This window comes from Klebsiella sp. 2-CIP_Kleb., assembly GCF_050378715.1.
GTDB lineage: Bacteria > Pseudomonadota > Gammaproteobacteria > Enterobacterales > Enterobacteriaceae > Klebsiella > Klebsiella quasipneumoniae.
Window position 1 is genome coordinate 302087 of record NZ_JBNRLG010000006.1, and the last position, 13163, is coordinate 315249.

Here is a 13163-nt window from a genome sequence, read left to right on the forward strand (position 1 = left end):
GCTGTCGCTTGCATGACCGCCGCCGACAGGTATAATCCAGAACGTTTCCGCATCCCCTTCAGTGCCGAAGTGGCGAAATCGGTAGACGCAGTTGATTCAAAATCAACCGTAGAAATACGTGCCGGTTCGAGTCCGGCCTTCGGCACCATCGGAACATCAATAGACGTCAACGGACGTCTTTTTTTGTGCCTGAAATCCAGTATCTGCAAGGCTTTCCTCGCTTTTTAACTCAACCTACGTCAACCTGATTCAATCTACATCAACTTACTGATGCGGGTACAACTGCGGGTATATCCTGGTTCGATAATGTTTGTACCCACACAGAACCCTTGAAAGGATACTCATCATGGCACTGAGTGATGTAAAGGTTCGTTCGGCAAAGCCTGAAGCAAAAGCCTATAAACTTACTGATGGTGAAGGCATGGTTTTGCTGGTTCACCCTAACGGTTCTAAATACTGGCGACTTCGTTATCGCTTCGGCGGCAAAGAGAAGATGCTGGCGCTGGGGAAATACCCCGAAGTCTCGCTGGCGGATGCACGGGCTCGCAGGGATGAGGCCCGTAAGCTATTAGCGAATGGCGTCGATCCTAGTGAGAACAAGAAAGTCGTTAAGGTAGAGCAGGAGCAAGAGGCGATAACATTTGAAGTGGTTGCCAGAAACTGGCACGCCAGCAATCAGAAGTGGTCTGCATCACATAGCGCTCGTGTGTTGAAAAGCCTGGAAGATAATCTCTTTGATGCTATCGGAAAGCGGAACATTGCGGAACTGAAGACTCGGGATCTTCTTGTACCCATCAAAGCTGTGGAATCATCCGGACGACTCGAAGTCGCCGCCCGTTTACAGCAACGTACTACTGCCATTATGCGGTTTGCTGTGCAGAGTGGTTTAATCGGCTACAACCCTGCACAAGAAATTGCCGGTGCAGTTGCTACGGCGAAAAGACAGCATCGCGCTGCACTTGAGCTTAATCGCATTCCTGAACTACTTAATCGCATTGATCACTACTCTGGCAGACCGTTAACCCGACTTGCTGTCGAACTTACCTTGTTAGTCTTTATCCGCTCGAGCGAGCTGCGATTTGCCCGTTGGTCAGAAGTGGATTTTGAAACTGCTATGTGGACGATACCAGGAGAGCGTGAGCTTCTGGAAGGAGTCAAGCATTCTCAGCGTGGTTCGAAGATGCGAACTCCCCATCTTGTACCCTTATCACGGCAGGCCTTAGCTATTTTGGAAAAGATCAAAAGCATGAATGGGAACCGAGAGCTGATCTTCGTTGGCGATCACAATCCGCGTAAGCCCATGAGTGAGAACACGGTGAATAAGGCGCTGAGAGTGATGGGTTATGACACGAAAACGGAGGTCTGTGGGCATGGATTCAGGACGATGGCTTGTAGTTCATTGATTGAATCGGGTCTATGGTCGAGGGATGCCGTAGAGCGTCAGATGAGTCATCAGGAACGTAACTCTGTGCGTGCGGCCTATATCCATAAGGCGGAACATCTGGGAGAGAGGAGACTGATGCTGCAGTGGTGGGCGGATTATCTGGATGCTAATCGGGAGAAGGGGGTTAGTCCGTTTGATTTTTCGAAGATTGATAGAGTGAATCGACAGAGCGATAGTTCCGCTCTGTAAAATTTACTTCTTAAAGTTGGGAAGCTAAATAAAAGGACGCCTGGCCGTAAAGATGGCTAAGCGTCTTTTGATCCTGGGATTGATAAAGATCGATATTGTGCGATATCGATCCTTACCTCACTTTTTATTATTTTATTACAGTAGCTTGTGGTCATATGCGGTGTGGCTCAGACATGAAGTCATTTTTTAGAACAATTGATAATTCAGGCCAAAATCTAACTGTGAAAAATGGAATAATTCAGTTTTTCAACGCTACTGCTTCAAAATATCGATTGCTGAAGGGCTCTTGTTTCGATAAAGCAAGATGCAAGAGTTTGTAATCCTGTACCACCAGTGCGGCCTGGCATTAGCAACACAGTAAATTCTATTGCTGACTCCCCCTTACCAATCCTAAGCGGAAGGCAATCCAAGCTTGTCGAAAAATGCCCGGTTACGCTCTCTAGCCGCTTTTACTAATTGATCAAAACTAATCACTTCAATATAGGCATGGGAAGGTTCGTTATAACCGAAATAGCCCATTCCATCAGATGTGATCCGCAGATTGGCTCGACGACAGCGCCGGTGCATGGATTCAGTAAGGTCACAAAGTACATAACAATATCCCGGTATATCATTATTTCCCGGAATTGGGCGACCGGATTTTGTAGTTACTTTACCCTCGCGTATCCGCTCTAAATAACTGAGAGCCTGATCAATAGGGTCTTTATCTTCACCTTCTCGCATATCATTACGCATGGGGCGTTTAATTTCGATAACTGTGATGGCGGCAAGTGGAAAGCTGATCTGGTCGTTAACAAGAAGTGGATTATCAAATACTCTTAGGCTGAGTAAGTCTGGCTCTTTGGTTGATTCATTACCAGTGATTGGCGTAGAATTGAGCGTTTTATCAGAAGCCAAATAGTTATGAAATGCCAAGCGCTCATCAATTAGCCAAAGGTTACAAGAGTCTAGGAAAACCTCGACGGAATCCTTGCGCATAGGCATGATTAGTTCGTGAATCATATCTTCACGGGCGTACTTTCCGTCCTCTAGTCGCTCAATAGATTTTTGTAACAGGTCGATAATAACCTTGCGGTGTGAAACGTAATTGGCAAGATCTGATTTTTTAATGTCTCCTGCTTTGCGTAGGTAGTCGCCTAACCGTTCTTTATATTCTTCTACATGCTCCTTATTCTGAGGCAGCATGATGTCATGGCCTTCGCTCACCAACTGACGCTCCACCTCATACCACTGAGCATGCAGATGTAACTCCAGCTCTTTGTCTGATTTTTCTGGGTCAACGATCAAAAATTCTTCTGCAACATAATTGGCAATGGGGCGATAGCGTGGAGCATGATTGTTGATAAAATCATCCACTCGTCTGCGGCCAGCCGACACGTTTTCTGCCAGAACATCTTGCAGGTACTCTTTGGTACGAATCAACACGGCTTCTCTAATGTCTTTAAAGCTTACTTCGTTGAGCATGTCCTCAACATCTTCAGCAATATCAAACGAGGTACGCTCACTACGCACATGTTGGTTCAGGTAGTCGGAGGATATGTAGCATGTATAAGTAAACTCACCGGAAACGTCAGAAATTTTCCCGTACAGTCCAGGAATTTTTCCTTGAATGGACTCTTCTTTAACCAGCCGATTAGCTGCGCAGAGTGCCAGTTGGTGTTTTTTATTAACGGATGCACGAAATTTGATATGAGTTAATTCGAACTGGTGGCCACGAATTTTTATTGTTTCGAGAAAGGCGCTGGCATGCATATGCTCTTGGAGCAAAAGATCTAGGTCAAACACTTCGTCCGCGTCTTCTAGAAGTATCTTAGGTGCGCTTCCTTGTCGTACGAAATACCATAGAACATGTTCCAGCAACTGATTGGCTATGGACTGGCCTTTTGCAGGAACCTGCTTTCGAAAGTTTTCATCAAAATCAAGCAGTTTTATAATAGTGCCAGGTTTTTGGTATGTGGCTTCTAAAACCTTTTCACCGTGGACTCCCGATTTATCGTCGAAGCGGAATATGCGTTTTTTAAGCTCACCATCAACATCAAAAAAGTGGCTTTCCACTTCGACCAGACCAAACACTTTGAGCCACATCAGGCGGCCAACACCCCTGCACCCCTTATCAATTTTGTGGTCAGAATCTAGGGTTTCAAATGACTTAAAGTTGGCTTCGTCAAAACCACAGCCATTATCAATTATAGTGAAGCCGATGATTGGTGATTGTGATTTTGCGTCTAAATCTAGACTGCCTTGAGTGGTGCGATTAATGCGAAGAACAATCTTTCCATCAGTGGTGTTATTAGTCTCCTCAATAGAATGAATGGAGTTTACCACCGCCTCAAATACTGGCATTAGGCCGTGACTCTTAGGTAATGAAGTATTTCGTAAGCGGCCTTTTAAATTTGTTTGTAGGCTCACGGCGCAGCCTCCTCATTGTCATCGCTATTATCGAGAAACTTGTGCAGTTGCTTTAACTTGAGTAAGAGCTCATCAAATGTGGTGATTTGTACGTTCTTCGAATTACGTCGGTACATCTCAAAAGACTTCTTCTCGTCTTCATCACTCGGTATCTTACCAATTACTAAAATACAGTGAATAGCATATGATTCAATGTCATAAATTCGATTGTTATTTTTAATCATAGCGATATTTTGCTGAAGCTGATAACACTGATCGAGTATTTGTGTTACAGAGCCTGTAAGTTCTGTGGAAGCGGAGTATACTGAGCCTCGATAGGGCGTTTTGTTCAGTAAGGCGGAAGAAGGTTTTTTAATTTCAATTAAAGCTAAGTTGTTCGTGATACCATTTTTTATTAGATAGTCCGTTATTTTTTCGCCATCCCCCGTCAAGCGTTTGCCGCCAACACTTGCTTGGTCTGATATTTTTATTGCCGGGTAGCCGAAGGCAAGACTCAAGATAAATGGGTTCTGATTAAATAGTTTCTGCCAGGTATCTTCTTTAGTTTTTGTGTTTAGCAAGCCTTCATAAGAATCAATCAAACGCTCTAATGAGACCAACTCGATATCATTTTTCAACTTGGCCAAGGTGAGTGAGTCAGTTTGTTTTACCACTGATTTGTCTTCCGTGACTAGGCTCATAGCTGCTTGTTTATCAGTATCCGTTATCTTGATCCGAAGCATCTTGCTAATGGTGTCATTATCTGTAGGCAATCGTTTTTGTTCGTTTCCCAAACGATGGGCGATATGGTTGTAAGCGGCTGTTGCTTTTGTAATACGGGCAACTTTCCTTGCTCTTTCTGTAATGCGGTTACAAGCACGGCGCATTTCATCATAATCATTTAAATTAAGAACAAAACATTCATCATCAGTATCGCCCGTTTCCGCCATATTAATCAGAAGGCATTGGTGATCCGTATGCTCTTCAATAGCTGAAATTATCGCACGATATTCTTTTGTCAATCCTAGGCCATAGCGAATGTCTTTGATAAAACCTGCTGGTAGAAATTGTAAACATTCAGATACCTCGCCCTTTGTATAGGGTGCAGAGTCAAGGTTAACTTCGATACCAATTTCATTTATTTGGTCATACTTCTGGCTCAAGTAATTAGGATGGGTAGCTAGAGTATATATGGGGAAAACCGAGATAAATCCATCCTGACCGCTAAATAGAGCAATCTTTCTTTTATACTTACTGGGATCAACCGAATCTATTCCTGCTTCTTCAAGCTCACTTATACTCGGAAGATAGAATACTTCCGTGCAGTTTGGGAATACTTCTTCAATCTCAATATTCAGATCTTCAGGTCTGAAATATTCAGGTAATAGCTTGGCCATATTCTCTCCTTAGAACTCGCCTTTGAAAGCAGAATCTAGAATTGATGCTTTTAAGCTTTTTAAATAAGCCAATTTGCCCTCTAGTTCATTACTTGCTTCGTTAGTTTTCTCAACTAAACCATCAAGAGATTCACATATAGATACTTGTTCATCTAATGACGGCAAATGGAACGCAAAGCTAAATAAATGGTTGCGGTTGACTTTTGGCATTCCGGCTCGACTGGAGCCTTCTATTGCATATTGAGTAAATTGTTCAGATAGCAGAAGATAGAACAAAAAATCTCTCGTCATCTTTTCCCTAACAGGTGTGAGCGGATAAATATCTGCACTACAAATACCTGATATCATTGGTCTAGCGACTTTCATTAAATAAGGTCGGATCTTGCTATACAAAACCATACTTGTATCAAAAGGAAATTTTCCTGAAATCAGTTGCTCTTCTTTTGCTGTTTTTACATTTATTAGTGAGCCGCTAAACTGTGTGATGTTAGCCCCACCAATATGGAACATATCTAAGTACTGTTCTTCCCTTGGGTCACATAGTTTTGAGGTAATCTGGCAAACATCATTCATTCTAACCCACTCCCAATTCTCACGTGGGGTCAGCATTGAATTCAAAGAGCTTTTCAACAGAGTATCAGCCAGTGTGATGCTTCCTTGCAAATGCTCAATGGTTGCATCGATCCGGGTGAGAAGTGCATCAAGTTTCTCGACGATGAATTTTTGTTCTGAAATTGGAGCTACTGGAACTGGAGTGCTCTTTAGTTTTTTAATATTCGTTCGAGTAATTGCTGCACCAGAAATATCTCCCAAGAGAAAGTTCTGCCCAACATGTGACTGGAGGTAATAGTTCAAGTATTTAGGCAAAATGACTGAACGTTTTTGCTTGATCAATGCGACACTAGACAAGAGAGAAAACGGCTCATCTAATTCGTTTAGGCAGCACGTTCCAGTCATCGCACCATCTTTTGTCAATAACTGGTCTTCAACTTCAGGGGCGCATCTTGCGTAAATTTCATTGTGAATGTCTTGATCAATATATGAGATATCATCCAGCTTCATTCCATTATTTTTGATATTCTTGGATGTGACGTATTTAAATCTGCCTGGTTCCCATTCTGAGTATTGAACCTTTGGGCTGTGATGGGTTCCGTCAGTAATCTTTTCAGATACGTCATCAAGGGTCTTCCAGAACCAATTTTTAGGCAGTGAATATTGTAACTGTTTCATGCTTATTTACCCGCCAAAAGGTCTTCAATTTCATCTAGTAAACTAGATATCAGCTTTTCTTTAGTGCGAATCTTTTTAAGGATATCGCTTGGCGCTAAGTGTTCAGCATCTTTCAGTTTGGCTGGATTTTTGGCAGATAGGTCATAATCTTCAGCCAACTTGCTAGCTGAAACCGTCCACGAATTTTCTGTGGCTTCCCGCCTGCTATATAGCGTAACAAACTCTTTCAGATGGTCATCAGTGATTGGTTTGTTTTTGGTTAGCTTCTGATCTGGTTCGCACTCGTAATACCAAACATCGTTAGTGCCGCCGCTGCGTTCAAAAAACAGTACGTTGGTTTTTACGCCGGAATACGGCAAAAAAACCCCAGCAGGTAAGCTTAAAATGGTGTGTAGGTTAAAGTTTTCCAGCAGTTCTTGTTTTACCTGTTTAAATGCGCTATTGGTTTGGAATAACACACCTTCTGGTACTACGACCGCCGCCTTGCCGCCGCTTTTTAGGGTCTTCATAAAATGTTGTAAAAACAGCAATTCGGTGGCGTTGCTTTGGATAGGGAAGTTTTGCTGAATCTGTGACTTTTCTTTGCCGCCAAACGGCGGATTGGCCAGAATAATGTTGTAACGGTCTTTTTCCTGAATATCGCGAATATTTAGGGTTAAGGTGTTACCACGGAACAGGTTGGGTGATTCGATGCCATGAAGGATCATATTCATCATCCCCATCACATAGGCCAACGAGGTTTTTTCATAGCCGAAGAAAGTATCGCGCTGAATGAAATCCCATTGCTCGGTGGATAGTTCGTTCTTTTTGCTCTTCAGATGTTCAAAGGCTTCGACCAAAAAACCGCATGAACCTGCCGCCGCGTCGTAAATGCTTTCTCCGGGCTTGGGGTCTATCGCCTGCACCATAGCGCGCACTACAGGGCGAGGGGTATAAAACTCACCCGCATAACCACCAGCATCGCCCATGTTTTGCAATAAGCCTTCGTAGACCAGTGAGAGCTCGAACAAATCGGACTCAGATTGGAAGTCCAGACTATCCACAATATCCAGCACTTCGCGCAGGGTATGGCCAGAGACCACTTTGTTATCAAGATACTGAAATATAGCGCCAATTTTGTAGATGAACGACTTTGTATCTGCGCCATTTACGGTTACGTTGGCGAAGCTTTTCAGGTAAGGGAAAAGCTGACTGTTCACATAATCGGTAAGATCATCTCCTGTTTTGGCGCGCGCCAAATCCAGCTTGCCATCGGCTGTCTTGGGGCAAGCCCAGGTTGTCCAGCGGTGCTCCTCATCCAGTACGGGTTGATAGTTTTTGCCGGACAATACTGCTTCGTCTTCTTTTTCGGACTCGTAATCATCGAGAAACTTCAGGAACAATACCCATGAGGTTTGTTCTGTGTAATGCATGGCACCGCTGATACCATCGTCACGGCGCAGAATGTCGGTAATACGGTCAATTTTTGGTTGCAATGACATATTTACTATTTCCCGATGATAAAATCATACATACTTTTGATGTCTTCGCTTATTTCGCTAGGATGCATCATGGATATATATTCTAACAGCAATTCCCGATTTAACCCATAGGGAGGTGCATCAACATTCTCAATAAATGGCGACAGTATGTTTTTTACAAATCTTGATGGTAGTGAAGCAAGATAGTGATTGTAAACTGGACCGCTGGTAATAGTTGTTATTTTCCCTTTGGTTACTTCTTTGTCTTCTATTAACAATTGATAGTCATTATTTTTATATTCTAGTAAGTAATCACTGCTATAGCCTTCACGTAAATATGAAGCTTCAGGTAATCTATTTTTATTATTCAATACAGCAACACAACCGCCGAGTGCGGAATAAGAAAGAAGATAGTGTTTTATTTCACGTCTCCGCCAGCTTAAAACACTTGTTTTAATATTGTTATCACTTCCTATTTTTATACCCTGCACTATAAGAGGTGACTCATCAGTACCTATGCCATCTATAGGGAGATTATCTCTATCACACACTAAGAAAATATCTTTGGTTTTTATGTCCAAACCTTCGCAAAATTTGATGAAATTTTGTACCCAGGAAATTTTTGACTCTGCAAATTTAGCGTTGTGTGTATTCCAGCCAGAGTTAACCTTAACTACTGCGACTTGATCAAAAAGGTGATCAAATGTTGCATCATAATCAAAATCAGGTACGCCGATTATTCTTTTATATTGCTTGTAAAGCTCTTTAAAAATAAACCAATCATTGGTATCATCAATGAGTACTATTTTTTCATAATACGTCAAAGCTCGAAATTCAGATTTTTTTATATTTGATAACTGTGCGAGTCGAGTAATTAATTCACCAGAGTCAGAAGGAAGGTAAATTTTACCTTTATTTATAATTCTTATGTTTTCAACGCCCACGCAATATATTGAATCTAGTAGGTGTGTTGTCGAAATTGTTTTTCCTTTAGTTTCTTTTAGGCAATTCCAAAATCTTTCGACGTTTTTAAAATGAAGATGAGAGTCTGCCTCATCAAAAATAAATATAGTTTCTTCACTATCGAATAGATCAATGATTGAATATAAAAAAAGAATTTGAAACTCACCATCACTTAAGTCTCCGAGCTCTAGACCATTTTTTAAAAATAAAGAGGACGCTTCTTTATCCAAAAAATTAGTGTTATGACAAGCTCTGATAAAGAAACCTATCTCTGGATCAAAAGTTATCTTTGATGCATCACCATCCTCTAATCGCTCAGTGTCAAAAGATACGGATAGCACATCATCTTGACGTATATCAAAAACATTTTTCTTGATTGGTTCATCAAAGTCATATTGATCCTGTATACAATTTTCAATAAAACTTTCCAGTGTGCGATGAAATGCGGTCTGTCTTATCGTGTTCGTATCTCCTCTGACCTCTCTGTTTAGAGCGTCTTGAACTTGCCTAACATATTGTGAGTCTACCCGAAAGGCAATTTTCAGAATACTTGTGGTGTCCAACCCATCGACTACATCGGCATAACCGGAGCTGATGAGAAATTGTCTAACCTTGCCTGATTTTTTTATAGAACTTGCAAGGAATATCAATAACTTAGACCATGATTTATCGAAATAGAAACAAGAGAATTGCAAATTATTCTCATCTGTTTTTGTCTGTCTTAAATAGCGAAGGAATTCATTTGAAAACTTCTCGTTTTGGCCAGAAGAGAAACAAACAATCTTTTGACCTGTATAGTCTTTTTTAGAGAGTTTTTGATTGAAAATTGATTGGAGAACACTTGACTTCCCTGAACCATTTTCACCAATTAAAGTGGTAACTTTATTGAGGTATATTGTTTGTGGATGATCGTATAATACATTAGGTATTAAGTTTAATTCCATTTTAGTTCACATGATAAAGTTGCTGTTGTAATTGTTTAAATGCTGCTAATACAAATGCAGGTTTACCGCCAAAAGCTATTGAAGCGTCTTTGATAGTACCCAAACCCGAGAGCTCGATCAGTGCAGGTAGGCGCTCTCTGGATAATTCCATAACGCCAATCTTCTCATAACGACTCAAAACAAAGTGCAGAAATTTATTAGCTCTGTCCTGTGGATACTGAGCAAAGAAAACAGTATTCGACCGAAGCGCCTCAACTCTGGATTTACGCGTTGCCATCGGTCTTTCAAACGCTAAAAATGCTAGTAGATCGAATATGTCACAGTCGTCGGCCTCGAACATGCGACGCAGAGCGGATAGCTGCTCTGTGTCAAAGCCAGCTTGTACCAGTTTGGTTAGCAGTTGTTCGCGTAAGTCAGGGTCTGACCAAATATCTCTGAGTTCATCGATACTTTTGAATAGTCCTGGCAATTGTTGAATTAGCCGTTCGACAAACTCCTGAATCGAGAGAGGCTTACCGCTCTCGTCGATATAGCGAGTTTCAATATCGATGACCTTGAGTTCACGGTGTTTACCGAGTTTTACTTTCAGTCTTGGGCGTGATTCGCTTGGTTCAGATTCTGTCCTATCTCCACCTTCTGGTAGCTCGGGGGAATAGGGCGGCGGTGTAGGTTCTCTGGTTCCGCCCGGCTCTGGAGCTTGCGGCTCGCCATCCCATTCTTCGTCATAGAAGTTATTAGTCGCACCACGAAAATCCACGATGGTGAAGTAGTCTTTACCGTCGAACACTCGAGTACCACGACCAACAATCTGTTTGAACTCCACCATTGAGTCTATGGTTCGATCCAGCACTACGTTGCGTACGTTACGGGCATCAACTCCGGTAGTGAGCATTTGTGATGAGGTAATAATGGTAGGGATGTTTTTGTCATTGTCCTGAAATTTTTCCAGCAGTTCGCGACCGATCTTGCCTTCGTCACTGGTGACCCGTACACAGTAATGCGGATCTTTAACTGCTTTGTTTTTATTAATCATGTCGCGCATGGTTAGCGCATGATTTTGGTTTTCACAGAAGACAATAGTTTTATCCAGCGGGTTGATGTTTTGCAAAATTGCTTTCGCAACCAACTCAGTGCGTTCATCTACAATGATTTTGCGGTCGTAATCTTCGACCTGATATAAATCTTGACTAGATTCACCTTCGACGATGACATCATCATTGGTGAGAACTAATTCATCCAAATTAGTTCTAATGCGCTTAACCCGGTATGGTGTGAGAAAACCGTCGTTGATACCATCCTTTAGTGAATACACATAGGCAGGCTGGCCAAAATATTCATAGGTGTCCACGTTGTCTGAGCGTTTTGGTGTGGCAGTCAAACCCAAATGCACAGCGCTACTGAAGTGATCAAGAATTGCTCGCCAGGAACCAGCTTCATTGGCAGCACCTCTGTGACATTCATCAATCAATACAATGTCAAAGAAATCTTTGGGATAGGCTTTATAGTAGCCATCAATGTTTTCCCGTTCCGCAATCGCCTGATAGATCGCAAAAAAGATGTGTGCGTTGGTGGGCACCACGCCATTGCGCTTGCGAACTTCCTCCCCATTAATTTTAATCAAATCTTTTTCATAGGGGTTGAAGGTGTTAATGGCTTGGTCTGCAAGGATATTACGATCGGCCAGAAACAGAATGCGTGGTCTGCGCGAACCGGGGTTGTCGCGGTTCCAGCGAGCCTGAAATACTTTATGAACGATTTGGAAGGCAATGAATGTTTTACCAGTGCCAGTAGCTAGTGTGAGCAAGATTCGGGATTTACCCTCACCGATTGCGTCTGTAGCGGAATGGACTGCCAGTTCCTGGTAATAACGTGGTTGCATTGCTCCTTCCAGGTGAAACGGGATGTTTCTTAGTTCTTGACTTAATCCCGTAGTTTCACTTGTATAGCGTTTTTCTAGCTCTACAGGTGTTGGATAGAACTCAATATAGTCGCCTTTGCCTGTTTCCAGATCGAATTCGTAGGTTTGCTTACCGTTGCTTGAATAGACGAAACGAACGCAAAGCTTCTTAGCGTAGTCGATGGCTTGTTGCAGGCCTTTCGTAGGATGCTCGGATTCTTTTTTAGCTTCCACCACTGCCAAATAGCGACTGTCTTTATGAAGCAGATAATCCACAAAACAACGCCGCCCACGCACACCACCTGCCATCTTTCTACCGTCGGTGAAGTAATGCTCCCGGCTGATGTTGCTCGATAGCCAACCAGCTGAAACCAAAGCTGGATCAATATAGTTCGCTCGAGTATCTGCTTCAGAGGCCATTAGGCTGCTCCTTAGTCATTTTGGCTTGGCATCAATTCCAATAGCTCACCAACAGTGCAATCGAATAGTACGCAGATCTGCTTAATGGCATTTAGATCTACCTTCTGTGCCGTCTCTTTATAGAGCAGGGTCACTGTAGCGCGGCTGAGCCCAGTTTCCCTGGCAACGTCTGCAATGCGCAATTTGTGTTCGCCCATCATTCGGGCGAGGTGGCAGCGGATCATGGCTGTGACTCTGGGTATAGTGGTAACTTAAGAGAATACCACGACTTACTGATTTACAAAGTGTTTTGTGAGTTGAAGTTGAATTTTGACGTTTAAACTACGTTTTTAGGTATTGGTAACAATAGGGCTGGCAAAGAAATGACACAGATTGAAGATCGTCGAGTTGGCTTAACTAAGGACCCCTATTAATTGATAACTCTTTGCTAGTTAAAATCTTTGTATCATTTGTCAAATGTACCAGACCAAACAAAAATTATTGCGAACGATACCGCATCGTGGCCAATGCTTAACCATATGTTGCATTTATATCAACGATATCAATAAATTTTATTCAGTCATGGGATGAGCAATGGACAGGAACACTCAGGGATTTGCATCATAACCAACTGCGAGAACAAATACCTCATTTCGCAAACGTCACCGGTATCGTCAGGGTATCAAGGTCATTCATTTCTGTGCTGTAGATATGTTCTCCGCACTCCGGGCAACACCGCTGACTGAAGTGGTCAACAAAAACTGGCCACCGCGTTAGAGTTTTTCCAGTATCGGTTTTCTGATTCGTTTGGTGGTAACCCACCATTATATTCGTGCGGTCTTAGTGCGCTGT

The 13163-nt window shown here is 42.5% G+C and carries 8 protein-coding genes and 1 tRNA gene; 2 read left to right on the top strand and 7 right to left on the bottom strand.

The features are described from left to right. Window positions 1-63: 63 nt before the first annotated feature. Window positions 64-148: transfer RNA gene (locus tag ACQUTP_RS19995), tRNA-Leu, on the top strand. A 198-nt stretch (window positions 149-346) separates the two neighbouring features. Next, a complete protein-coding gene (locus tag ACQUTP_RS20000; RefSeq protein WP_048294082.1) occupies window positions 347-1633 on the top strand; it encodes a tyrosine-type recombinase/integrase in 1287 nt (428 codons plus the stop codon). Between the two features lie 390 nt (window positions 1634-2023). On the opposite strand, the gene ACQUTP_RS20005 is transcribed toward ACQUTP_RS20000, so the two are convergent. From ACQUTP_RS20005 to ACQUTP_RS20035, 7 genes are read right to left on the bottom strand one after another with little or no spacing between them, the layout of a single operon-like run. Continuing rightward, window positions 2024-4042 (bottom strand): ATP-binding protein, encoded by a 2019-nt coding sequence (locus ACQUTP_RS20005; protein ID WP_196557803.1) that lies wholly within the window; start codon window positions 4040-4042, stop codon window positions 2024-2026. Then, on the bottom strand, window positions 4039-5418 hold the full coding sequence (locus ACQUTP_RS20010) for a Shedu immune nuclease family protein (protein ID WP_196557806.1): 1380 nt from the start codon (window positions 5416-5418) through the stop codon (window positions 4039-4041). The genes ACQUTP_RS20005 and ACQUTP_RS20010 overlap by 4 nt, the downstream gene beginning before the upstream one ends. A 9-nt stretch (window positions 5419-5427) precedes the next feature. Further along, window positions 5428-6648, bottom strand: a complete 1221-nt coding sequence (locus ACQUTP_RS20015) for a restriction endonuclease subunit S (RefSeq protein WP_196557808.1) — start codon at window positions 6646-6648, stop codon at window positions 5428-5430. A gap of 2 nt (window positions 6649-6650) precedes the next feature. Beyond that, complete coding sequence (locus tag ACQUTP_RS20020; protein WP_196557809.1) at window positions 6651-8129, bottom strand: N-6 DNA methylase; 1479 nt, start codon at window positions 8127-8129, stop codon at window positions 6651-6653. A 5-nt stretch (window positions 8130-8134) separates the two neighbouring features. After that, a complete protein-coding gene (locus ACQUTP_RS20025) occupies window positions 8135-10015 on the bottom strand; it encodes an AAA family ATPase (protein ID WP_196557811.1) in 1881 nt (626 codons plus the stop codon). Between the two features lies 1 nt (window position 10016). Next, on the bottom strand, window positions 10017-12332 hold the full coding sequence (gene hsdR / locus ACQUTP_RS20030) for an EcoAI/FtnUII family type I restriction enzme subunit R (protein ID WP_196557813.1): 2316 nt from the start codon (window positions 12330-12332) through the stop codon (window positions 10017-10019). 11 nt (window positions 12333-12343) lie between these two features. Beyond that, window positions 12344-12556 carry a helix-turn-helix domain-containing protein gene (locus tag ACQUTP_RS20035; protein WP_032616279.1) on the bottom strand — a complete coding sequence of 71 codons (213 nt, stop codon included), beginning with the start codon at window positions 12554-12556 and terminating at the stop codon, window positions 12344-12346. Between the last annotated feature and the right edge of the window lie 607 nt (window positions 12557-13163).